Below are 23,150 nucleotides of genomic sequence, written 5' to 3' on the forward strand. Positions count from 1 at the left end.
TATGTCCGATCCCACTCCTTCGGCTCCTACCACCCATCCCACCGACGCCACCGACGCCACCGCGTCCGCCTCCGCCACCGCGTCCGCCTCCTCTGCGAACTCCTCGCCCCGCGTCCGGGACACCGCGCCGCGCCTGCGCATCCTGTGGTCGTTCGCCCGCCCCCACCGGCGCACGCTGGTCCACGGCCTGGTCCTGGCCCTGCTCGTGTCCGGCCTCGGCCTCGCCACGCCCATGGTCACCAAGCAGGTCCTCGACGCCCTCGGCACCTCGTCGTCGCTGCTCGGCCCGGTCCTCGCGCTCCTCGCCCTGCTCGTGGTCGGCGGCGCGGTGTCGTTCCGGCAGTGGGTCCTGCTCGGGGCGCTGGGCGAGCGCGTGGTCCTGGAGGCCAGGGAGTCGCTGGTGCGGCGCTTCCTGCGGGCCACCGTGCCCACCGTCACCGCGCGCCCGACCGGCGAGCTCGTCACCCGCGTCACCTCCGACACGGTGCTGCTGCGCGAGGCCGCGTCGGAGTCGCTGATCGGCCTGATCAACGGCACGGCCATGCTCGTGGGCAGCCTCGTCCTCATGGGCTACCTCGACCTGGTGCTGCTCGCCACCACCCTGCTCGCCGTGGCGCTCACCGGCGCTGTCTTCGCGGTCCTGATGCCCGGCATCGCGCAGGCGCAGCAGCAGGCCCAGGAGCATGTGGGGCGGCTCGGCGGCGTACTGGAAGGCACGCTGCGCGCCATCCGCACGGTGAAGGTCAACCGTGCCGAGGACCGCATGGCGGAGCGGATCATGGTCGACGCGCGCGCCTCCGCCGAGTGCGGCACCCAGGTGGTCCGCCGCGAGGCGCTGGCCTGGACCACCGCGTGGTCCGGCATCCACCTGGCCATCATCGCGATCCTCGGCGTGGGGGCCTGGCGGGTGGGGGAGGGGCACCTGGAGGTCTCCAGCCTGATCGCCTTCCTGCTGTACGCGTTCGCGCTGATGGAGCCCGTCACCGAGATCAGCGAGGAGGTCACCAAGCTCCAGGCCGGCATGGCCGCCGCCGAACGCATCCAGCAGGCCGACGAGTTGGGCACCGAGGGCACCGCCGCCGCCTCCGCCGACGGGCACGCGCGCCCTGCCGAGGGCCCGGACGAGACGCCCGTGCTGCGCCTCAGCAAGGTCACCGCGGCCTACGGCCCGGACCGGCCCGCCGCCGTGCGGGACATCGACCTGGAGATCCCACGGCGGGGCCACACCGCCGTCGTCGGCCCGTCGGGCGCGGGCAAGACCACCCTGTTCTCCCTGGTCCTGCGTTTCCTGGAGCCGACGCACGGCGAACTGCTCCTGGACGGCCGCCCGTACCGCGACCTCGCCCACTCCGACATCCGCGCCCGCCTCGCCTACGTGGAGCAGGACACCCCGATCGTCCCCGGCACGATCCGGGACAACCTCCTGCTCGCCCGCCCCGACGCCACCACGGGCGAACTCCGGCAGGCCCTGCGGGACGTACGGCTCGTCGACAGGATCGACGCACTCGACGAGGGTCTGGACACACCGCTGTCCTCGACCGGCGTGTCCGGCGGCGAGCGGCAGCGCATCGCCCTGGCCCGCGCGCTGCTCGCCACCCCCGACGTGCTGCTCCTGGACGAGGCCACCGCCCAGCTGGACGGGCTGACCGAGGTGGCGGTGCACGACTGCATCCGCTCGCGCGCGGCCACCGGCGCCGTGGTGACGATCGCTCACCGCCTGTCGACCGTGCTCGACGCGGACACCATCGTCGTCATGGAGGGCGGCCGCATCCGCACGCAAGGCCGGCACGAGGAGCTCCTGCGCTCGGACGGGCTCTATCGCGAGCTGGTGGAGTCCCTGCGCATCGCCGCTCCCACCGGGCCGGAGCGCGAGATGTCGCGAGAGGCCGCTTGTCGTCTGCCGGGCGGTACGGCGCAGGATCCGTTTGAGGGAACCGGGGCGGAGGTCGGGTGAGGGAGTCTCGATGACCCCAACTCACCCTCTTCGTATGCGAGTTGAGGGTCTGCGGGCTTCCGTCGCACTCTCCGTTCGATGACGTACCTCACATTTCGAGTGGATGATTTGTGGCGTTTTAATCGCCTCCCTCGAAGGTGTCTCGCCGCGACGGCTCGGGCGACGGCGACGGGGGCCCCGCGCCGCGCGATTGGGCCGCCGCCACCCGGGCGCGATACAACGAACGGCATCCCACCCCTCAGCTCCACCCCGACTCCACCCTCGGAGAGGACCCGTCATGCCCGCGACCCCGCACCCCGCAACCCCTCCTCCCGTCCCCGCGCCCCGGAGCCTCGCCGACCTTCCGTTCGCCCACCGCCTCGAGGTGTTCGAGGGGGAGCTCGGGCGGGACGGGGACCACGAGTCCGTGCACTTCGACGGCGGCGACTTCACCGATCTGGACGGCGGCGGCAGCGTCTTCCTGGAGTGCGCCTTCTCCTCGGTGGCCGTCGAGGGCGGGCGGTATCGCCGGGTCCGCTTCACCGACGTCTGGACGTGGCAGACCCGTTGGGTGGGCACCGACCTCGCCGAGACCCAGTGGACGGACTGCGAGGCGGGCGCGGGGCTGCTCGCCGGGGTGGAGCTGTACGGTGCCCGGCTGCGCCGCGTGGTCTTCCACCGCTGCAAGTTCGACTCGGTCAACCTGCGCGCGGCCGAACTGCGCGACGTCGCCTTCGTGGACTGCCTGCTGCGCGATGTCGACTTCGGCGGCGCGCGCCTGGGCGGGGTCACCTTTCCCGGTACGACGCTGGAGCGCGTCCGCTTCGACAACGTCACCGTGGACCGGGCCGACCTGAGCGGGGCGGCGGCCCTCGGCATTGCTTCGGGCCTCGACGGGCTGCGTGGGGCGACCATCAGCGGCATCCAACTCCTTGAGCTGGCACCGGCGTTGGCGGACCTGGCCGGTCTGCGGGTGGCGGACGCCTGAGCGGCGCCGCCCGCCGTCGCGCGGCGCCGGTGTGTGGGCGGCCGTGCCGTGCCGTGACCGTGCCAGTGATCGCTGGATTTTGCCGCGATTTTTTACCCGCGCGTAACTTCACACTTGCACTACCGGCTCGTAATTTAGCGTGACCACGTCAACCTCGTGTCCCGGGCCACAGGGCGATCGTTACCCAGTCCTCGCACTCCCCTGAGCCGCAAGGAGATCACCCGATGCTGCCCTGGAGACGAGCGCTGCGCGCGCTCACCGCCGCCCTGATCGTCGCGGGCGCCGCCACGCTCACCCCCACCGCCACGGCCGCCGAATCCGCCCCCTCGCGCACCGCCGCCGTGTCGAGCGGCTGGAACGACTACGGCTGCAAGCCGTCCGCCGCCCACCCCCGCCCGGTCGTCCTCGCCCACGGCACCTTCGGCAACTCCGTGGACAACTGGCTCGTCCTCGCGCCCTACCTGGTCAAGCGCGGCTACTGCGTCTTCTCGCTGGACTACGGCCAACTGCCCGGCGTGCCCTTCTTCCACGGCCTCGGCCCGATCGACAAGTCGGCCGGACAGCTCGACACCTACGTCGACAAGGTCCTGAAGGCGACCGGAGCCAAGGAGGTCGACATCGTCGGGCACTCGCAGGGCGGCATGATGCCCCGCCACTACCTGAAGTTCCTCGGCGGCGCCGAGAAGGTGAACGCCCTGATCGGCCTCGCGCCCGACAACCACGGCACGACCCTGCTCGGCCTGACCAAGCTGCTGCCCTTCTTCCCGGGCGCGGAGGACCTGCTGTCGGCGGCCACCCCGGCGCTCGCCGACCAGATCGCCGGATCGAAGTTCCTCACCAAGCTCAACGCGGGCGGCGACACCGTCCCGGGCGTGCGCTACACCGTCATCGCCACGAAGTACGACGAGGTCGTCACCCCGTACCGCTCCCAGTTCCTGAACGGCCCCGACGTGCGCAACGTCGTCGTACAGGACCTCTGCGCGGTGGACCTCTCCGAGCACGTGGCGGTGGGCATCCTGGACCGGGTCGCCCACCACGAGGTGGCGAACGCCCTCGACCCGGCCCACGCGAAGCCGACCACCTGCCTGTCGTAGGAGCGCTCGCGCGAAGGGCCGCCGCCACCCCGCGTCCGGGGTGGCGGCGGCCCTCACCTCTCCCTGGCCGCGGAATGACCTCCACACGGCCGGGAGGACCAGGTCAGCGGCCGTGACGGCCGCCGGTGGCCGCGCGGCGGCGGGTCGTCGCGAACATCGCGGCCGCGCCGACCGCGAGCACCGCGGCGCCGCCGATCGCGATGTATGGCGTGGTGCTGTCGCCGCCGGTCTCGGCGAGGTTCTCGTCGGCCGCGACGGGCTTGCCCGCGGCGCCCTTCACCTCCGGCTGGTTCCCGGACCCGCCGGGCGCGGCCGCCGCGTCGTCCCCGCTGTCCCCGGCGTCCTCGGCGGGCTCCGCCTCCGTGACCTTCGGCCCGGTCTTCGCGTCGCTGTCGCCGTGGCCGCGGTGCTCCACGGACGACTTGTCCGCGCCGTCGGCTATGTCCTTCTCGGAGGGCGCGGAGGCGACGGGCGCCGCGGCCCCCGTGCCCGAACCACCGCCGCTCTTGCCGCCGAACACCACGTCGGAGCAGGTGTAGAAGGCCTCGGGGGAGTCCGAGCGCTGCCAGATCGAGTAGACCAGGTGGCGGCCGGACTTGGCGGGCACCTTCCCCTGGAAGACATAACTGCCGTTCACCAGCTTCGGGTCGGTGACCTTCGCGAAGGGCCGCGTCTCCAGGTCCGACCACTTCAGGGGCTTCTTCGGGTCGTACGAGTCCTTGGTGACGTACAGCTCGAAGGAACCCCGGTGCGGGGCGGTGGCCCGGTACTTGAAGGTGTGGTTGCCGGCGGCGAGCTTGGAGGACGGCCAGTCGGCGCGCGGCAGGTCGAGCCCCTTGTACTTGTCGTTCCCGGCGCTGCACAGCTTCCCGTCCGGGATGATCTCCTTCGACTTGCCCGCGGCGTTGGCGATGTTGACGCCGTTCCAGTCGTACAGGGCCTGCGTCCCGCCGGCCGCCACCAGCGCCTTGCACGCGGCCGACTTCGGCGCCTCGGGCCCTTCCTGGAAGCAGGCGGACACCCGGCTCACCGGATCCGTCATCGACCCGTGCGCGGCGGCGGGCGTCGCGGTGAACACGGTCAGGGCGAGCGGGGCGACACCCGCGGTGGCGATGGCGGCGACCTTGCGAGCAGCGGTCATGGGGGGATCTCTCCTAGAGCGGCGAACAGGTGGGGGCGTACGGGCAGCGAACCTCCGCGGTGGGCGGGGCGCGAACCTCGTGGCGATCAGCAAGCTAGCCGCCGCGATCCCCGAATTCGCCTGCCGGGACCGGCCGAAGGCGATCCTTATGCTCGCGTTAAGGACCCCCTCAGCCTGCCCTCAGGTCAGGTCACCCCACCCACCGGTACCGCCGCTCCGGCCGCCCCGCCCCGCCGTACTTGAGGGTCACCTCCGCGCGGCCCGTGTCCGCGAAGTACTCCAGATAGCGGCGGGCGCTGACGCGGGAGAGGGAGCCCGCCTCGGCGCACTCCGTGGCGGACAGGCCGGCGGGGTGCGCGCGCAGGGTGTGCTCCACCAGGTCCGCGGTGTGCGGGGCCAGGCCCTTGGGGAGTTCGCGGGAGCCGGGCGGGCGGGGGCCGAAGATCTGGTCGACGTCCTCCTGGCGGGCCTCGGCGAGGCCGTCGAGGCGGGCGCGCAGGGCCGCGACGTGCCGCAACTGCTCCTGCAGGGCCGCCTGGTTGAAGGGCTTGATCAGATAGTGCAGGGCCCCGGCGCGCAGCGCGGCCCGGACCACCTCCGCGTCCCGCGCGGCCGTGATGAACAGGACGTCCACCGGCGCCCGCCCAGGGTCCCGCTCCTCCGCCGCCCGCAGCTCCCGCAGCACCGCGATGCCGTCCATGTCCGGCAGATACACGTCGAGCAGGATCAGGTCGGGCCGCAGCCGCTCCGCCGCCGCCAGCGCCTGCGCGCCGCTGTGCGCCACTCCCACCACCGCGAATCCCGCCACCGTGGCGACGTACCGGCCGTGCAGCTTGGCGACCATGAAGTCGTCGTCGACGACCAGCACCCTCGTCATCGCCAGGCCCCCTCGCCCCTCGTCGTCGCCGCAGGTTACGAGCGCGACCACAAGGACCACAACGTCCGTTGATTCCGGAAGAGAGACAGCTTCTTAACGCGTGGGCAACATGTGGGCCACTTCACACACGTATCCGGTCAGACAGGTGGTGGCACCCCGTGCGACTCCGCACCCCCAGGCGACTACGCGTCCCCCTCGCCCTGCTCGGGTCCGCGCTGCTCGTCCTCGTGGGCCCGCCGCTGCTCACCACGGGCAGCGGCGACGACACCGGCACAAAGATCCCCGGCCTGCGCCTCATGGTCCCCAACACCCCCGGCGGCGGCTACGACATCACCGCCCGCACCGCCGCCAGGAACGCCGAGGACGCCGGACTCACCCACAACATCGAGGTGTTCAACCTGCCCGGCGCCGGCGGCACCGTCGGCCTCAGCCGCCTCGTGGGCGAGCACGGCAACGGCAAGCTGGCGATGTCCATGGGCCTCGGCGTCGTCGGCGCGGCCCGCTCCAACCACGCCCCCAAGACCCTCGCCGACACCACCCCGATCGCCCGCCTCACCGAGGAACAGGACGTCGTCGTGGTCTCCAAGAACTCCCCGTACAAGACCATCGGGCAGCTCGTCGACGCCTGGAAGAGGAAGCCCGGGAAGATGCCCGTCGGCGGCGGCTCCGCGCCCGGCGGGCCCGACCACATCGCCCCCATGCTCATGGCCCGCGCCGCCGGGATCCCGCCCAAGGACGTCAACTACATCCCGTTCGACGGCGGCGGCGAACTCCTCGCCTCCATCCTCGGCAGCAAGGTCGCCTTCGGCGTCTCGGGCGTGGGGGAGTACCTGGACCAGATCAAGTCCGGTGAGCTGCGGCTGCTCGCCGTCACCGGACCCGAGCGGGTCAAGGGCCTCGACGGGCCGACCCTCAAGGAGTCCGGCTACGACGTGAACTTCACCAACTGGCGCGGCATCGTCGCCCCGCCAGGCCTCTCCGACGCCGAACGCGACAAGCTCACCGCGCTCGTCCGCAAGCTGCACGGCTCCAAGGAGTGGCGCGCGTCCCTGGCGAAGAACGGCTGGGACGACGCCTTCCTCACCGGCGACAAGTTCGGCGACTTCCTCGAAGCCCAGGACCGGCGCGTCGTGTCCGTACTGAAGGAGCTGGGGCTGTGACGACCACCGAACCGCCCGCGGAGCACACCGCCACCCGCCGCGCCTGGCTGCGGGAACACTCCGAACTCGGCGTCTGCGTCCTGCTGCTCGCCCTCGGCGCCGTCGTCCTCACCGACGCCCTCACCATGGACGTCGCCCTCACCCAGCGCGGCCCCGTCGGCCCCCGGACCGTCCCCGTCGCCGTCGGCACCGGCCTGCTCGTCGTCGCCGTCCTGCTCGCCGTCGACGTGCTGCGCGGCGGCCGTGGCCAGGCCGAGGGCGGCGAGGACGTCGACCTGTCCGAACCCGCCGACTGGCGCACCGTCCTGCTGCTCGCCGGGGTCTTCCTCGCCACCGCCGTCCTCATCGAACCCGTCGGCTTCCCCGTCGCCGGAGCACTCCTCTTCTGGGGCGCGGCCTACGCCCTCGGCAGCCGCGCGTTCCACCGCGACCCGCTCATCGCCGCCGGGCTCTCCCTGGTCACCTACGCCGTCTTCAACAATCTGCTCGGAGTGCCGCTGCCCGGCGGCCCCCTGATGGGAGTGCTGTGACATGAACGCCTTCAGCTCCCTGATGGACGGCTTCGGCACCGCCCTCACCCCCATCAACCTCCTGTGGGCCGCCGTCGGCGTGCTCCTCGGCACGGCCATCGGCGTGCTGCCCGGCATCGGCCCCGCCATGGCCGTGGCGCTGCTGCTCCCCGTCACCTACGGGCTCGAACCCACCGGCGCGTTCATCATGTTCGCGGGCATCTACTACGGCGCCATGTTCGGCGGCTCCACGACCTCGATCCTGCTGAACACGCCGGGCGAGAGCGCCGCCGTCGTCGCCGCCATCGAGGGCAACCCCATGGCCAAGTCCGGGCGCGGCGCCCAGGCCCTCGCCGCGGCTGCCATCGGCCACTTCGCCGGCGGCATGATCGGCACCGTCCTGCTCGTCGCGCTCGCCCCGAAGGTCGCCGACCTCGCCGTCGACATCGGCGCGCCCGACTACTTCGCCATCATGGTTCTCGCGTTCATCGCGGTGACGTCGGTGCTCGGCTCCTCCCGGATCCGCGGACTCGCCTCCCTCCTCATCGGCCTCACCCTCGGCCTGGTCGGCCTCGACCAGATGACCGGCCAGCAACGCCTCACCTTCGGCTCCCTCCAACTCGCCGACGGCATCGACGTGGTGATCGTGGCCGTCGGCCTGTTCGCGATCGGCGAGGCCCTGTGGGTGGCCGCACACCTGCGCCGCACCAGCGGGCACGCCATCCCCGTCGGCCGCCCCTGGCTCGGCAGGAAGGACGTCAAGCGCACCTGGAAGTCCTGGCTGCGCGGCCCCCTCATCGGCTTCCCCTTCGGCGCGATCCCCGCGGGCGGCGCCGAGATCCCCACCTTCCTCTCCTACGCCACCGAGAAACGCCTGTCCAAGCACAAGGACGAGTGGGGCAAGGGCGCCATCGAGGGCGTCGCGGGACCGGAGTCCGCGTCCTCCGCGTCGGCGGCGGGCACCCTCGTGTCGATGCTGACCCTCGGCCTGCCCACGACCGCCGTCGCCGCCGTCATGCTGGCCGCCTTCCAGCAGTACGGCATCCAGCCCGGGCCGCTGCTCTTCGAGCGCGAGTCGGAGCTGGTGTGGGGCCTGATCGCGTCCCTGTTCGTCGGCATGGTGCTGCTCCTGGCCCTGAACCTGCCGCTGGCCCCCGTGTGGGCGAAGCTCCTGCGCATCCCGCGGCCCTACCTCTACGCGGGCATCCTGTTCTTCGCGGCCGTCGGCGCCTACGCGGTCGGCGGGGAGGCGCTCGACCTGGTCATCCTGCTGATCATCGGCCTGATCGGGTTCGGCATGCGGCGCTACGGACTGCCCGTCCTGCCCGCCGTCATCGGCGTCATCCTCGGGCCCAACGCCGAGCAACAGCTGCGCCGCGCCCTGCAGATCAGCGACGGCAGCGTCAGCGGCCTGGTGGACACGCCGTTCTCGGTGTCCGTGTACGCCGTCGTCGCACTGATCCTGCTGTGGCCGCTGCTGCGGAAACTGGCGCGCGGCCTGCTGAAGTCCCGTCGTAACGTGACGGAATGACAGACAGGACCAACACGGCCGAGGCCTCCGGAGCGCACGCCCTCCGCCTCGCCGAAGCCGCCGACGTGCCCGCCGTGAAGGCGGTCACCGACGCGGCGTACCACCACTACATAGAACGCATCGGCCGGGTGCCCGCCCCCATGGAGTCCGACCACGCCGCGAACGTGGCGGCGGGGCGGGTGCACGTCACCGGGGACCCGGTGGTCGGCCTGGTGGTCCTCTACGCCCACGAGGACCACCTCTACCTGGACAACATCGCCGTCCACCCCGACGCGGCGGGGCAGGGCCTCGGGCGCGTCCTCCTCGAATTCGTCGAGGCGCACGCCCGGGCCCTGGGGCTGCCCGAGATCCGGCTCTACACCAACGCCATGATGTGGGAGAACCAGAAGATCTATCCCCGGTTCGGATACGACTTCGTGGAGCGGCGCGTCGAGGGCGTCTACGACCGCTTCCACTACCGCAAGCGGCTCACGGACTGAGCGGGGCGCCGCCCCCGGGCTACTCGGTGGGCCACCAGACGCGCAGGACGTCTCTGCGGACCTCGGGGCGCTCGCGGGGCAGCGCCTGGGCGCCCTCGCGGGCCTCCCGGCTCTCCCTCGCGCGGCGCGCGGCGGACTTCTCGACGGTCTTGTGCACGGTCACTCGGCGCATGACGGCCTCCCTGCCTACCTCGTCGTGCCGTACCCACCGAAGAGCTCGGTGACACAGCGGTAGACCAGTCCGGGGAGCGTTTCTCATCGCGGGCCGATTGTCAGTGGCGTGTGTCACGCTCGGCGCATGAGCTTTGACGTGGGCAATCGCGCGGAAGGAGCGGGCGGAGACGGCCCGGGCGTCGACTGGGACGCGCGGGCCGCCGCGTTCGACGACGAGCCGGACCACGGCCTGCGCGACCCGTCGGTGCGCGCGGCCTGGGCCGACCGCCTCACCGCCTGGCTGCCGGACACACCCGGCGACGTCCTGGACGTGGGCTGCGGCACCGGCAGCCTCGCACTCCTCGCCGCCGAACAGGGACACCGCGTCACCGCCGTCGACCTCTCCCCGCAGATGGCGACCCGCGCCCGCGCGAAGCTCACCGCCCACGACGCCCGCGTCCTCGTGGGCGACGCGACCAGGCCCCCCGTCGGCGACCACCGCTTCGACGCGATCCTCGCCCGCCACGTCCTGTGGACCCTCCCGGACCCGGACGCGACCCTGCGCCACTGGCACACCCTGCTCCGCCCCGGCGGCCGCCTCGTCCTCATCGAAGGCGTCTGGGGCACCACAAGCCCCGTGGGCATCCCCGCCCCCGACCTCATACGCTCCCTGGCCCCCTTGGTCCCCCACACCCACACGGAGCGCCTGTCGGGGGACGCGCGGCTGTGGGGGAGGCCGGTGGACGACGAGAGGTACGTGGTGGTGGGGACGACGGCGCGCCCCGGCCGGCGCCCGCCGCTCCCGGGCGCCCTGCACCACGTGGAGTTGTGGGTGCCCGACCTGAAGGCCGCGGAGGCCTCCTGGGGCTGGCTGCTCGGCGAGCTGGGGCACGTCCGCGAACAGGTCTGGGAGCGGGGCCGGAGCTGGCGGCGCGGCGACGCCTACCTCGTCCTGGAGGAGTCGCCCGACCTCCGCCCCGGCCCGCACGAGCGCCGGGCCCCCGGGATGAACCATCTCGCCTTCCACGTGGCCGGCCGGGCCGAGCTCGACCGGCTGGTCGCGCTCGCCCCCGGCCACGGCTGGTCCCCGCTGTACGCGGACCGGTATCCGCACGCCGGGGGAGAGGGGCAGTACGCGGCGTACCTGGAGGACACGCAGGGGTACGAGGTGGAGCTGGTGGCGCTGCCCGACGCGGGTGCGTGAGCGATCCGCGCGGTACGCCGCCTGCCCGCGCTCAGCCCGTCCGGGGGAAGTGGCCGCCCGCCTCTGCCAGTTGTTCCAGGTCGTCCAGGGCCGCCAGGGCTGCCGCTGCCGCCGGTGGGTCCGTTTCGGGGAGGGGGCTCGCGGCGAACTCGTCCTCGTCCAGGCGGAGGATCGTGGTGCCGTCCGCCGAGCACCAGAGGTCCAGGTCGAGGTCCTCCACCGTCAGGACGGCGCCGTCGCGCACGGCCGGGCGGGTCACGTCGCAGTACCAGCCCTTGAGCGTCCCGTCGGCCGCGTACACCTCCTTCACGGCGTACCAGCGGTCGCGCCAGAAGTGCTCGACGAACACGTCGCCGGGCTCGAAGCGGACGAAGCCGAAGTCCCGTACGCCCGCGCCCGCCCAGGGCGCCCGCACCGTCACGCGGGTGCCGTCGTCCGACAGGAGCCGCGCCGGGTAGCGGATCTTCGTGCGGCCCGCCTTGCGGAGGACGACCTCCACGTCGGTGGCGGGCGCCGGCTCAGCCGAGGGCGCGGACATGACGTACCTCCGTGTCACAGATCTCGTAGCCGAACCACTTGTTGATCGCGAGCATCGGTTCGTTGCCCGCGTCGTTGCCGGTGAACGCCTCCTTGAACCCGGCGGCCCGCGCCCGGTGCAGCGAGTCGTTCTTCGCCAGCTTGGCGAGCCCCCGGCCGCGGTGCGCCCGCGCCGTGCCCGTCATCCCGCTCGCGTACCGCGCGGCGTCGTCCGTGCGCGCCAGGCTGAACGCCGCGGGCCGCCCGTCCACCACCGCCACGGTCGTCAGCTCCTGGTCGACCAGCGGATGGTGCCAGGTCTCCGCCAGCCAGTGCTCGTAGTCGGTGAACTCCGCCGCCACGTCGCTCGGTTCGTCCGCGACCGTCTCCGCGTCCAGGTCGAACAGGGGACGCGGGTCGGCGGCGAACTCGGCGCCGCCGCGCAGCTCCACGCCGGACGGCGGCGCCGCGAGGGGAGGCAGCTCGCCGTTCACCAGGTCGAGGCGGAGGAAGTGCGCGGACCGGCTCGCGCGGTAGCCGCGGCGCGCGGCGAACGCGCGGTTCTCCTCGCTGTCGAGGACCCAGGAGTACACGGTCGTCGCTCCCTTGCCCGCCAGGTACTCCTCCGCCGTGCGGACCAGGAGCGAGCCCGCGCCGACGCCCCTGCGCCCCGGGTGGACGTAGACGTTGGCGAAGCTCTGGCCCGGCTCCGGGCTGTCGTACGCCACGCCGGTCTGCGCGGTGCCGACCACCTCGCCGTCCACCTCCGCGACCAACTGCAGGTAGTGCGCGTCGGGATGGGCGTGCGCCGCGTCGAACGCGACGGACGCGGAGGTGGCCAGCATGGCGGGCACGCAGACGCGGCGCACCGCCGCGAACGCGGAGGTGTCCGCGGGATCGTCGGGGCGCAGGGCCCGGACCAGGACTTCTGTCATGGGGCGGACGGTAGTCGGGGGGCGCGGGAGCCGCCTCTCCTTTTTGCCGGGCGCGGTGCGGGACAATCGCCGCGTGACGCTGAAGATCGTGATCGATGAGGGCACGGAGGGGCGGGCCGCGGCCGCGCCCTACGAACAGGTACGCGCGCAGATCGCCGCGCAGGCCCGGAGCGGGAGCCTCCCGGTGGGCTACAAGCTGCCCACCGTGCGAGGGCTCGCCGAGGGCCTGGGGCTCGCCGCGAACACCGTGGCCAAGGCCTACCGGGCGCTCGAGGAGGACGGCGTGATCGAGACCCGGGGCCGCAACGGCACGTTCGTGGCCGCCGCCGGGGACGCGTCCGCCAAGGCCGCCGCGTCCGCCGCGCAGGCCTACGCGGAGCGGGTGCGCCGCCTCGGCCTCACCGAGGAGGCCGCGACGTCCGCCGCCCGGGACGCGCTGCGCGCGGCTTACGGGTCGGGGGGCTGAGGCCGGGGGTCGCGGGCCCGCAGTCCCCGCCCGCAGCGCGTAAGCGGCGCCCACAGGCTCGCCCCTGCCCCCAACCCTCCGCCCCCAACCCGCAGACGCCAGAAGGCCCTTCGCGGCACCGGAGGACCGGCCTGCCCGGCACGTTCCGGCAGCCGGAGGGTCGGGCGACGGCGCGGAGGCCGATGTGGGGGGTGGGCGGGTGGGAGACATCCGCCGCGGAGCGGCGGGACAGGACAGCACCTACAGGTACAGACCCGCATCGGCCCCGTCCCGGGCGGACGGCAGCGCGGTCGGCGACTGCCCCCGCCGCAGGGCGTACAACTCGGCGAGGGTCGCCCCCTCCCGGGAGACACCCTCGGAGGTCCCGAGCCAGTCGACGGACTCGGTGAGGGTGAGCGGGCCGACCTCGATGCGGGCGAGGCAGCGCCCGGGGCGGACCACGGCCGGGTGGAGACGCTCCAGGTCCTCGTTGGTGGTGACACCGACGAGGACGTTGCGCCCCTGGCCGAGCAGCCCGTCCGTGAGGTTGAGGAGCCGGGACAGGGCCTGCCCCGCCGTGTGCTTGGCCTCACCCCGGATCAGCTCGTCGCAGTCCTCCAGGAGCAGCAGCCGCCAACGCCCCTTCGCCGTGCCGTCGTCCTCACCGATGGCGATGTCCATCAGATAGCCGACATCGGTGAACAGCCGCTCCGGGTCGAGGACGCAGTCCACCTGGCACCAGTCCCGCCAGGACCGCGCGAGCGTGCGCAGCGCGGACGTCTTGCCGGTGCCGGGCGGCCCGTGCAGCAGCAGGAGGCGCCCCGAGATGTCCTCCGGCGTGGTCTTCATCAGCTTGTCCATGGCGTCGGCGACCGGCGCGGTGTAGTTCTCCCGCACCTCGTCCCACGTCCCCGCGGAGATCTGCCGGGTCGTGCGGTGCGGCCCGCGCCGCGGCGAGACGTACCAGAACCCCATGGTGACGTTCTCCGGCTGCGGCTCGGGGTCGTCCTGCGCCCCGTCCGTGGCCTCCTTGAGGACCCGCTCCGCCAGCTCGGCGGTGGTCGCCGTGACCGTGACGTCCGCGCCGCGGTTCCACCGGGACACCAGCAGCGTCCACCCCTCGCCCTCGGCGAGCGTGGCGCTGCGGTCGTCGTCCCGGGCGGCCCGCAGCACCGTCGCGCCGGGCGGAAGCAGCTCGGAGCCGGGCTTCACGCGGTCGATGTTGGCGCTGTGCGAGAACGGCTGCTCGCCCGTCGCGAAGCGGCCGAGGAACAGCGCGTCCACGACGTCGGACGGGGAGTCGCTGTCGTCGACGTTGAGCCGGATCGGCAGGGCGTCCTTAAGGTTCGCAGACATGCCGCCATGATCCGTCACGGGTGCGCTTCCGTGCACGCGGTTTCCCCAGTGCGCCACCCCGCGCGCCGTGGAGCCGGCTGTCGCGCGGAACCGCCCCCACCGCGGGGGTGCGCCGATACGCTTGCCCGTGATGGGACGTCATGGGTGGCAAGGCGATGCACGGCGGTGGCGTCTCACCGCCCTCGTCGGCGTGGCGCTGGCCGCGCTGGCCCTGGTCCTGACCATGCTCACGCTGCCCGACAAGGAGCGCGGAAGCACGGCGGGCACGACTCCGGACGGCGACAAGGTGTATGGCACACCCGCCCCGACGAACGGCGACGCACGGCCCGAGGTGGGCTGGGGCTTCACCCACACGCAGTACAGCGGCAACGAAGGAGACGACGCGGCCGTCGGCCGTCTCCAGAAGCTGCTCGCCGACCAGCCGCGCCCGCTGCCGCAGATCCAGCACATCATGGGCTGGGGCGCCGGCAACCCCGAGCCGGTCAAGGGGCGCTACGACTTCGAGGCCATGGACCACCGGATGGACTTCATCCGCGCCACCAAGGGCACGCCGGTGGTCACCCTGTGCTGCGCCCCGGACTGGATGAAGGGCGGCAAGTCGGGCTCCGACAACACGGACTGGAGCCAGGACTCCCTGGAGACCGCGCCCCGGCCCGAGCACTTCGACGACTACGCCGCCCTCGCGGCGACCGTCGCCAAGCGCTACCCCGACGTGCGGCACTTCCTCGTCTGGAACGAGTTCAAGGGCTTCTGGAACTCGGCCGAGGCCCGCTGGGACCACGAGGGCTACACCAAGCTCTACAACCTCGTCTACAAGGCCCTGAAGCAGGTCAACAAGGACATCCAGGTCGGCGGCCCCTACCTGGTCATGGACAGCGTCGACCCGCGCGGGTCCGGCGGCGGGTCGGACGACGTGGAGGGCCCGTGGGGCCGCCTCGACGAGCGGTCCCTCAAGGCCTTCACGTACTGGAACAAGCACAAGGACGGCGCCGACTTCGTGGTCGTCGACGGCGCCAGCTACACCGAGGACGACGAGCTGCTGCCCGACGAGTTCGGCGCCACCGACAAGCTCACGGCCGTCGGCCGCTGGGTGCGCGAGCAGACCGGCGACCTGCCGCTGTGGTGGGCCGAGTACTACGTGGAGCCCGGCGACCGGCAGGACAACCGCGACGACTGGGCCGAGGAGCGCCGGGTCGCCGTGCACGCCTCCGGCCTGATGGCGATGGCCCGCGGCGGCGCGACCAGCGGCTTCTACTGGAACCCGCAGAAGCGCGAGGGCAGTTGCGCGGGCTGCCTGTGGAGCCCCACACAGAGCGCCGACGGCGGCCGCGAGAAGCCCATGCTGAACCTCCTCGCCCGCTTCTCCGACGCCTTCCCGCCCGGCACCCGCTACGAGAAGGTGGACGTCGCCGAGGACGACGCGCCGAACGTCCGCGTCCTCGCCGACGACAAGACCGTGCTCGTGGTCAACACCGTCGACCGGAAGATCAGCGCGAAGGTCGACGGCAAGCGCTTCGACATGGCCGGGTACGAGGTGAAGTGGCTGACGCGGTGAGCCGCCCGCGCCTGACCTGACCCGGCCCGCCGCGCCCTACGCCATCGTCAGGAACCGCTGGATCAGCGACGCCACGAACACCGCGAGCAGCGGCAGCGAGAACCAGAAGCTGCTCTGCAGCCAGCGCTGCTGCCCCACGCCGGGCGCCGCCGCGACCCGCACCACCTCGCGCACGGCGAGCAGCGCGAGCAGCGCGAGCACCGCGAGGGCGCCCACCACCGTCCACGGCGTCCACGTCACCTTCGGGCCCACGGCGCCCGGGTCGGCCGCGGCGACCGGCCCTTCCGGCTGCTGGCGCAGCGCGTACAGGCTCGCGTCGGCGTTGCCGTAGACCTTCTTCAGCTCCGGGCGTTTGTCGAGGTTGCGGGCGAGGCGGGTGTCCCAGTTCGCCGGATAGCCGGTGTCCATCTGGAGGTAGACGGTCTGGCTGCGGTTGATCATGAGGTACGAGTTGGGGCCCGCGTCCTTGAGCGCCTTCACCAGTCCTGACACCAGGACCGGGTCGGGCGGCGCGAGCGTCGGCACGTACTCGACCTTCTCCGCGTCCCGCGCGCCCCAGGGGATCGCGGGCGTCACGTTGTTGACGGTGTCGTTGCTCATCCACAGCAGCCGCACCGTCGGGTCGTCGTGGGCGTACACGTACTCCATTGCGGCGACCTCGCCGGTCCTGATCCGCTCGAAGGGCTCGTTGCCCCAGCGCGCCACCAGGAAGCCACCCACCAGGACGAGGCCCGCGAGCAGCGCGGCGAGGGGCGCGAGGCTCACCTTGTCCCGGTCGCGCTCCTTCGGCGTGGCGCCGGTGCGCGGGAACAGCGCGAGCGCGGCGAGCAGCGCGGCGCCGGGCAGCGCGAACATGAAGACGCGCAGCGCCATCTCGCCGCCGTACGACTGCATGCCGAAGCCGAGGAACGGCACGAAGGTGAGGACGAGCAGCGACACCTCGCGGTACTTGTGCCGGCGCCTGCGCAGCCAGCCCCAGCAGGCCATGGCCATCACGCCACCGGCGAGCGCCACCCGGACGTAGAGCACCAGCTTGTGCGTCGAACTGCCGCCCTCGATCCGGCCGGACACCGACGACGACACATTGCCGCCGACGCCGCCGACGCCGCCGAAGAGCTCGTCGAAGTGCCCCGACCAGTAGGGCTCGGCGAAGAAGCCCAGCCAGACGGCGACCATGACGCCGCACAGCAGCGGAAGGCCGCGCAGCTCGCAGCGGCGCAGCAGGACGAGGGCGGTGAGAACGCCGAGCATCACGAACGGCGTGAGCTGGTGCGCGGGCACCGTGCCCGCGAAGAGCCCGAGGAGCACGGCGAGGAGCACCGCCTGCTGACGGCGGTTGGCGGGCTCGACCTCGGCCTCGCCCGGCCGTCGCTTCGTCCAGATCACGCGTGGCGCGCGGAACCACACGAGCAGGATCGCCACGAACGCGATGTACAGCAGATACGTGAAGCCCTGCGGCGAGAAGTAGTCCTGGCCGACCCAGCCGCTCAGGACGAAGATCCACAGCCCGGCCCACTTGGCGCGCCAGCTCGCCCGCAGGGAGCGCGTGAGCAGCAGCATCGGGGCCAGATAGAGGAGTTGGATGACCGTCGGCCACCAGCGGATGACCTCGGTCAGGTCCGAGACGCCGCAGGCCTCCGCGAGGAACGTGGCGGCGGCGAAGAAGCCGGGCCAGCTCCAGCGCGCGTCCAGGTCCGGCACCGCCGTGCCGGTCCGGTCGATGTACTCGATGAAGCCCAGGTGCTGCCAGGCCGTCGCGAACCGGGGTTCGGTCTCGATGACGGCCGGCAGCGCGTGCAGGGACACGACGGTGGCGACCAGGGTCAGCAGGAGCAGCCAGCGGTTCTGCCGCTCCAGCCAAAGGAGCGACGCGAACACGCCCACGAGCAGCGCGGCGCCGACCAGCGTCGGCAGCGGCAGCACGGAGACGAGCCCGAGCCCGCCCATCCCGTCGAGGTCGCCCTCGTCGAGCCCGAACACCGGGACCCAGTACAGGCCGAGGGCGACGAGCAGCAGGAGGCCGAGGACGAGGGTCTTGCGGGTGGTCCGGGGCGGGCGTGCGGGCGCGGCGGCCGGGCGGGCCGGGGGAGCGGCGGCCGGGGACGGCGGGTCGGCCGGTCCGGTGCCGGGCGGTGCGGCGGGAGGCGTGGTGGGTGGCGTGGCGGGCGGTGTGCCGGGCGCACCGGCCGTGGGCGGGGGCACGGCGACAGGGGGCGCCTTCGGGTCGGCCACGGTCGGCCAGGGCTCCTTCACGGGCAGGCTCATCGGGTCGAGGCTGCTCTCGGTGTCGGGGTGTCCCACGGCGTCGGGCCAGATCCCGGTCTCGGCGTGACCCACGGCGTCGGGCCAACTCACCGGGTCGGGACGGCCCTCCACGTAGGGACGGCTCGCAGCCTCGGATCGGCTCGCAGCCTCCGCATGGCTCCCTGCCTCGGCACGGCGCTCCGCCTCCGCGCGACCCGCTGCGTCCGAGTGGCTCCCCGCGCCGACCCGGTCCGTCCCGCCCATGGACTCCGCGACCGATGCCGACCCGGGCGAGCCACAGCTCTCCGCCCCGCCGGACATCTCCGCCCCGCCGAACCGCTCCGACTCCCCGGGCCTCTCCGTGCTCTCCGCGCTCTCCGGCAGTTCCGCCCCGTCCGATGCGGGCCGCTCCGCGGCGGACCCCTGCGCGCCCGCCCCCCGCTCCGTCCCGTCCGCCTCCGGCGGCAGTACCACGCGCGCCCCGGCGGCGGGCGTGGTGCGCGCCGACCGGGCCGCCCAGGTGGGCCGGTGCCCCTCCATGTCGTCCCCCCTGCCCGCTCCCACGGGCCCTCGTGCCGTCGGTCCCGGACGCACGTCCGGGCGGCGCTCCTGATGCTCCAGGTCGATCTGGACCGCCAGTTGAAGTGTGTCGGAGTCCAGGGACTCGCGCAGCGCCCACGCGGGCCCGTGCCGCCGCTGTCTGTCCGCGGGCCGCTGCGGGGTGAGCTCGACGGTGGCCGCCGCGGGCACGTCCCGGGTGCCGAGGTCCGCCAGGTCCCCGTCGGGCGCCGCGCGTTCGGCGGCCGGGGCCGCGCGCGTGATGGCGTACAGCTTCGGAGCCGCGATCGCCACGATCACCGCGAGGCTGGAGATCTCCGCGACGCCCGCGCCGGTCAGCCCCATCCGGGGGAGCAGCAGCAGCGTCAGGCCGAGCACGAGCACGCACAGCAGGCCCTGCAGCCAGGCGAGTCCGGAGGTGCGGCTCTGCGCGCGCAGGACGGCGAAGTACGTCTCCATGACCACCCGAAGGAGTGCACCCACCGCGAACCAGCGCAGCAGCGGAGTGGCTGCCTCCGAATAGCCCGCGCCGAACACGTGCAGGATGTACGGCGCCCCCACGAAGAGGATCCCGCACACCGGGATCATGATCCGCGCCATCCGGCGCAGCGCCGCACGGGTGTTGGCGGCGAGCCGGGCCGGGTCGTGCGCGCCCTCGACGGTCAGGGACGCGCCCATGTTGATGGCGAGCAGGTTGGTGGTGCCGCCGATGGTCGTCGCGATGTAGAAGTACGCGTTGTCGGCGGAGCTGACCTGCGCGGCCACGATCACCGGCACCAGATAGACCACCGCGAGCGAGCACAGCGAACCGGTGTAGTCACCGGCGAGGAAGCGCCCCATCTCGCGCAGCGTCGGCGGTGTGGTCCTGCCCTCGGTGGCCCGCACATGGCGCGGCACGAGTCGCCGGAAGACCAGCCAGCCGAGCGGCACCACCGAGAAGGCGATGGCGGCCACCCACGACACGAACACCCCGGCCGTCGGTATGGCCGCCGCGAAGACGATCAGGAGCCCGAGCTTCACGACGGAGAACACCGTGTTGCCGACGGGCACCCACAGCGCGTTCCGCAGCCCGGTGAGCACCCCGTCCTGGAGCGTCAGGAGCGACCACGCCACCACCGCGCCGACGAAGCACACCCCGGCCACGGGACCGTGCAGGAAGCGGTACGAAGGACCCCACAGACCCAGCGTGGCCAGGAAGGCCAGGGCCGCGCACGCGACGACGACGGAACTCATCGCGTACGTACGGAAGATGAGCTTGCCCGTGGCGCGGCCCGCCACCGGGATGAAACGCGCGAGCGCGCCCATGAGCGTCACGGCGGTGATGCCCGCGAGGAGCTTCATCGCCGCGATGGCCGCCGAGCCCTGGCCGACCGCCGACTCCGAGTAGTACCGGGCGGCGGCCAGCCAGAAACCGAGGCCGAGCAGACCGGAGATTCCGGTGTTGAGCATGAGCGCGTAGGCGTTGCGGAACAGCGGGCTCCCGCCGCCGCTCCGCCCCGCCCCGGGCAGGCGCATTCTCCGGGCCCTGCGGCACTTGCCGGCCGGCGGTGTGCCGTCCGTCTGCGCGTCGGTCCCGGTGACCGCTGCCTGTGCGGTGGTCGTGTCAGACACGGGGGCGAGCTGCCTTCCGGCGGGCTTGTCGGGCTCTGCGGACTATGGCGTATCCCTTGCTGAGCACCCGGTCCCTGGCGAAGGACCGGACGATCGAGCGGCCGAGCAGCAACCGTTCGAACTCCCCGATCCGGGTGCAGCGCCGCACCGTCACCCGCCGCAGCGCGTACGGACCCTGGCAGCGGCGCGCCAGGCCGTTGCCCACGGCGAGGGACTGGCCGAACCCGGCGCCGCGGACCGCGCGCCGCACCCGGCGGCTGGAGTAGCCGTAGGGGTAGGCGAACGACACCGGCGGGGTGCCGAGTTCATCGGCGAGGATCTCACGGCAGCGCACCAGCTCGAACCAGAGCGCGTCGTCGGAGAGCTGGTCCAGCTGCGGATGCGTGTGGCTGTGCCCCCCGATCTCCGTGCCGGCCGCGGCCAGTTCGCGCACCTGGTCCCAGCCGAGCATGGTGTCGAGGCCGCCGCCCGTGTCGTACTTCCCCGGCAGCCAGCCCGTCGCCACGAACAGCGTCGAGCTGAAGCCGTGCCGGGCGAGCGCCGGGAGGGCGTGCCGGTGCACGCCCTCGTAGCCGTCGTCGAAGGTGATCAGAACCGGCCGGGTCGGCAGTGGGCGCCCGGGTTGACGCCAGTGCCAGGCCAGTTGGGAGGTGGTGAGCGGGGTGCAGCCGAGGGCGCGCACCACCTCCATCTGCTCCGCGAACGCCTCGGGCGAGACGGACAGGTCGTGGGTCGCCTCGTTCGGGTGCGGGGCGACCGCGTGATACATCAGGATCGGTATCCCGCCGGTGCTCATCTCTCGCCCTCACCACCTCTCGTCCCCGTGCCCCGGGTGCCCCGCGTGGCGGGGGCCGGGCCGGTCACGTCGACGACGGCGAAGCTCGCCCCCGCACGCCGCGCCCGGACGCTCCCGACGACGTACCCACCGGCCGCCGCCATCACGCCCGCGACGATCGCCCCCGCGCGCCCGGCGCCGCCGGGGCGCGCGAGCACCGCGTCCCGCAGCCCGCGGCCGACACCGGCCGGGAGCACCCGGGTGGTGTAGCGGCGCTCGGACTCCAGGCCCTTGTCGGCGCCGACGCTCCGGGACACCAGGGCCTTGGACAGGCCCTCCGCGTAGGCCCGGGTGCGGAAGTAGCCGAACCGCTCCCGGGCCGCGGGCACCCGGTGGTGGATGACCGCGCGGTCGTCGATGAGCAGCACGGCGTCGGGGCGGGCGCGGGTGAGCCGGATGCACAGCTCCGTCTCCTCGCAGCCCAGCGGGCGCTTGTCGCCGTCACGCCCGATGCCGGTGGCGAAGCCGCCCGCGACCTCGAAGGCGGTGCGCCGGAAGGAGGCGTTGCCGCCGAGCACGTTGCGCACCGCGACGCGGCCCGTCGGGTGGCCCCGGTACATGCACCCGACGACCCAGTCGAACTCCTCGGGGAACCAGCGGGGCCTGCGGCCCGACTCCCAGGCGGGCAGCGTGCGCCCGCCCACGGCGAGGACACGGGGGTCCTCGTACCCGGCGGCGAAGTGGCGCAGCCAGTCCCGCTCGGCGACGGCGTCGTCGTCGAGGAAGGCGATGATCTCGCCGCTGGACTCGGCGATGCCGGTGTTGCGGCCCGCGGACAGGCCGCGGGGGCCCGCGTTGGCGAGCACCCGCACTCCCTGTGTCTCCTTGAACTCCTTGGTGAGGCGGTCCAGGAGCGGCGTGTTGTGGTCGACCACGAGCAGGGTCTCGTGGGCGGTGTGGGACTGCGCGCGCACCGAGGCGACCGCTGCGAGGATGTCCTCCCAGCGGTCCTCGGTGTACGCGCACACGACCACCGAGATGGAGATCAAGAAGCCTCTCCCTGGTGGCGCGGCTGGGCGGTGGTCCGCGAACCCTGGCGCTGCGTCCGCTTGTTCGAGCGCTCGGTCAGGATCACCTTGAGCACGCGCAGTCCGTCGCGCACGGCGCTGAGGTTGCTCACGCCGTGGATGCGCAGATACTCGTGGCTCGGGATCTCCTGCACCTTGAGCCCCGCCTTGACGACGCGGATGTTCATCAGCGTCTCGACCTCGAAGCCGGTGCAGTCGAGTTCGATCTTGTCGAGGCAGTGCCGCCAGAAGGCGTTGTAGCCGTAGCACAGGTCGGTGTAGCGGGCGCCGAACTTGGCGTTGACCACGGAGCACAGGACGTGGTTGCCGAGCTTGCGGATGAAGGTCATGTCGTCGGTGCCGCCGCCGTTGGCGAAGCGGGAGCCCTTGGCGAAGTCGGCGCCCGAGACGAGGGCGGAGACATAGCTGACGATCTCGTGGCCGTCCGCGGAGCCGTCCGCGTCGACCATCACGATGATGTCGCCGGTGCAGGCCTCGAAGCCCGTGATGAGGGCGTCGCCCTTGCCCTTGCCGAGCTGGCGCACCACCTTCACGTCCGGCCACAGCTCCCGGGCCACGGCGACGGTGTCGTCGGTGGAATTGCCGTCCACCAGTACGACTTCGTGGATCCACTCGGGCAGCGTCTTGAACACGTACGGAAGATTCTCCGCCTCGTTCATGGCGGGAATCACGACGCTCACCGGTGGCGCAATCGCCAGGTGCGAGGAAACCGGACGGTATTCATGCTGGCTAGGAATGGCGGGCAATCCCGCTATGGCGGTCCCTTCCATTGGTCCGGTCTTTTCGTTCGATCCTTCGGACGCGTTCGACGACGGTTCGATTAAAGGATCTTGCCCCCGGCCGGCCGGGCGCACAGCAGAACTCATGAGTCTGATCCCTCTCGTCCGGTGGACCACCCGCCCCCGGGCGGTCCGGTTGTGGATCCGGTTCGAAAGGGGGGATTCTCACTGCGGTCATGGCGGAATGGATTTCCGGGCACGCCGAGTGAGCTGGCATGA

20 protein-coding genes are annotated in these 23,150 nt (G+C 72.7%); 10 read left to right on the plus strand and 10 right to left on the minus strand.

Translation table 11 applies throughout. The annotated features are described in order from the left end of the window. The first annotated feature begins 1 nt into the window (after position 1). The 3 genes from AB6L24_RS11415 (at position 2) to AB6L24_RS11425 (ending at position 4,015) form a co-directional block, all read left to right on the plus strand. Complete coding sequence (locus AB6L24_RS11415; protein WP_405654767.1) at positions 2 to 1,954, plus strand: ABC transporter ATP-binding protein; 1,953 nt, start codon at positions 2 to 4, stop codon at positions 1,952 to 1,954. A gap of 277 nt (positions 1,955 to 2,231) precedes the next feature. Further along, the gene (locus AB6L24_RS11420; protein WP_405654769.1) at positions 2,232 to 2,921 is read left to right on the plus strand and encodes a pentapeptide repeat-containing protein; all 690 of its coding nucleotides are present in this window, start codon (positions 2,232 to 2,234) and stop codon (positions 2,919 to 2,921) included. Positions 2,922 to 3,145: 224 nt separating this feature from the next. After that, positions 3,146 to 4,015 carry an esterase/lipase family protein gene (locus AB6L24_RS11425; protein ID WP_380836106.1) on the plus strand — a complete coding sequence of 290 codons (870 nt, stop codon included), beginning with the start codon at positions 3,146 to 3,148 and terminating at the stop codon, positions 4,013 to 4,015. 103 nt (positions 4,016 to 4,118) lie between these two features. Here AB6L24_RS11425 and AB6L24_RS11430 read toward each other — a convergent pair whose 3' ends face one another. After that, positions 4,119 to 5,156 carry a lytic polysaccharide monooxygenase gene (locus tag AB6L24_RS11430; protein ID WP_405654771.1) on the minus strand — a complete coding sequence of 346 codons (1,038 nt, stop codon included), beginning with the start codon at positions 5,154 to 5,156 and terminating at the stop codon, positions 4,119 to 4,121. 190 nt (positions 5,157 to 5,346) lie between these two features. Next, positions 5,347 to 6,033, minus strand: a complete 687-nt coding sequence (locus AB6L24_RS11435; RefSeq protein WP_030356118.1) for a response regulator — start codon at positions 6,031 to 6,033, stop codon at positions 5,347 to 5,349. Between the two features lie 158 nt (positions 6,034 to 6,191). Here AB6L24_RS11435 and AB6L24_RS11440 point away from each other — a divergent pair, with 158 nt between their 5' ends. From AB6L24_RS11440 to AB6L24_RS11455, 4 genes are read left to right on the plus strand one after another with little or no spacing between them, the layout of a single operon-like run. Further along, positions 6,192 to 7,193, plus strand: coding sequence for a Bug family tripartite tricarboxylate transporter substrate binding protein (locus AB6L24_RS11440; RefSeq protein WP_405654773.1), 1,002 nt, complete (start codon positions 6,192 to 6,194; stop codon positions 7,191 to 7,193). Beyond that, on the plus strand, positions 7,190 to 7,723 hold the full coding sequence (locus AB6L24_RS11445; protein WP_405654775.1) for a tripartite tricarboxylate transporter TctB family protein: 534 nt from the start codon (positions 7,190 to 7,192) through the stop codon (positions 7,721 to 7,723). Before AB6L24_RS11440 ends, AB6L24_RS11445 begins: the two co-directional genes overlap by 4 nt. A 1-nt stretch (position 7,724) precedes the next feature. Next, positions 7,725 to 9,233 carry a tripartite tricarboxylate transporter permease gene (locus AB6L24_RS11450; protein ID WP_405654777.1) on the plus strand — a complete coding sequence of 503 codons (1,509 nt, stop codon included), beginning with the start codon at positions 7,725 to 7,727 and terminating at the stop codon, positions 9,231 to 9,233. Next, positions 9,230 to 9,712: a GNAT family N-acetyltransferase gene (locus AB6L24_RS11455; protein ID WP_405654779.1), complete on the plus strand. Its 483-nt coding sequence runs from the start codon at positions 9,230 to 9,232 to the stop codon at positions 9,710 to 9,712. The genes AB6L24_RS11450 and AB6L24_RS11455 overlap by 4 nt, the downstream gene beginning before the upstream one ends. A 19-nt stretch (positions 9,713 to 9,731) precedes the next feature. Here the strand turns inward: AB6L24_RS11455 and AB6L24_RS11460 are convergent, their stop codons facing one another. After that, positions 9,732 to 9,884 (minus strand): hypothetical protein, encoded by a 153-nt coding sequence (locus tag AB6L24_RS11460; RefSeq protein ID WP_405654781.1) that lies wholly within the window; start codon positions 9,882 to 9,884, stop codon positions 9,732 to 9,734. A 126-nt stretch (positions 9,885 to 10,010) separates the two neighbouring features. Between AB6L24_RS11460 and AB6L24_RS11465 the strand changes: the two genes are divergently transcribed. Beyond that, positions 10,011 to 11,069, plus strand: a complete 1,059-nt coding sequence (locus AB6L24_RS11465; protein ID WP_405654783.1) for a methyltransferase domain-containing protein — start codon at positions 10,011 to 10,013, stop codon at positions 11,067 to 11,069. A 31-nt stretch (positions 11,070 to 11,100) separates the two neighbouring features. Here AB6L24_RS11465 and AB6L24_RS11470 read toward each other — a convergent pair whose 3' ends face one another. Beyond that, positions 11,101 to 11,607 (minus strand): DUF402 domain-containing protein, encoded by a 507-nt coding sequence (locus AB6L24_RS11470; RefSeq protein ID WP_405654784.1) that lies wholly within the window; start codon positions 11,605 to 11,607, stop codon positions 11,101 to 11,103. Continuing rightward, complete coding sequence (locus AB6L24_RS11475) at positions 11,588 to 12,520, minus strand: GNAT family N-acetyltransferase (RefSeq protein WP_405654786.1); 933 nt, start codon at positions 12,518 to 12,520, stop codon at positions 11,588 to 11,590. Before AB6L24_RS11475 ends, AB6L24_RS11470 begins: the two co-directional genes overlap by 20 nt. A 73-nt stretch (positions 12,521 to 12,593) precedes the next feature. Here AB6L24_RS11475 and AB6L24_RS11480 point away from each other — a divergent pair, with 73 nt between their 5' ends. Continuing rightward, entirely contained in the window at positions 12,594 to 12,986 is a 393-nt protein-coding gene (locus AB6L24_RS11480) for a GntR family transcriptional regulator (protein WP_405654788.1), read from the plus strand. Positions 12,987 to 13,226: 240 nt separating this feature from the next. Here the strand turns inward: AB6L24_RS11480 and AB6L24_RS11485 are convergent, their stop codons facing one another. Then, complete coding sequence (locus tag AB6L24_RS11485) at positions 13,227 to 14,321, minus strand: DUF5925 domain-containing protein (RefSeq protein WP_087883456.1); 1,095 nt, start codon at positions 14,319 to 14,321, stop codon at positions 13,227 to 13,229. A 130-nt stretch (positions 14,322 to 14,451) separates the two neighbouring features. Between AB6L24_RS11485 and AB6L24_RS11490 the strand changes: the two genes are divergently transcribed. Beyond that, on the plus strand, positions 14,452 to 15,876 hold the full coding sequence (locus AB6L24_RS11490; RefSeq protein ID WP_405654790.1) for a GH39 family glycosyl hydrolase: 1,425 nt from the start codon (positions 14,452 to 14,454) through the stop codon (positions 15,874 to 15,876). Positions 15,877 to 15,912: 36 nt separating this feature from the next. On the opposite strand, the gene AB6L24_RS11495 is transcribed toward AB6L24_RS11490, so the two are convergent. The 4 genes from AB6L24_RS11495 to AB6L24_RS11510 are packed head-to-tail and all read right to left on the minus strand — an operon-like array spanning position 15,913 to position 23,018. After that, entirely contained in the window at positions 15,913 to 20,289 is a 4,377-nt protein-coding gene (locus AB6L24_RS11495) for a lipopolysaccharide biosynthesis protein (protein WP_405654792.1), read from the minus strand. Beyond that, positions 20,282 to 21,085, minus strand: a complete 804-nt coding sequence (locus AB6L24_RS11500) for a polysaccharide deacetylase family protein (RefSeq protein WP_405654794.1) — start codon at positions 21,083 to 21,085, stop codon at positions 20,282 to 20,284. Before AB6L24_RS11500 ends, AB6L24_RS11495 begins: the two co-directional genes overlap by 8 nt. Next, positions 21,082 to 22,113, minus strand: a complete 1,032-nt coding sequence (locus tag AB6L24_RS11505; RefSeq protein ID WP_405654796.1) for a glycosyltransferase family 2 protein — start codon at positions 22,111 to 22,113, stop codon at positions 21,082 to 21,084. The genes AB6L24_RS11500 and AB6L24_RS11505 overlap by 4 nt, the downstream gene beginning before the upstream one ends. After that, positions 22,110 to 23,018, minus strand: coding sequence for a glycosyltransferase family 2 protein (locus tag AB6L24_RS11510; RefSeq protein ID WP_380836082.1), 909 nt, complete (start codon positions 23,016 to 23,018; stop codon positions 22,110 to 22,112). Before AB6L24_RS11510 ends, AB6L24_RS11505 begins: the two co-directional genes overlap by 4 nt. Positions 23,019 to 23,150 lie beyond the last annotated feature (132 nt).

It is taken from the genome of Streptomyces sp. RK9 (assembly GCF_045070545.1).
Lineage (GTDB): Bacteria > Actinomycetota > Actinomycetes > Streptomycetales > Streptomycetaceae > Streptomyces > Streptomyces alboflavus.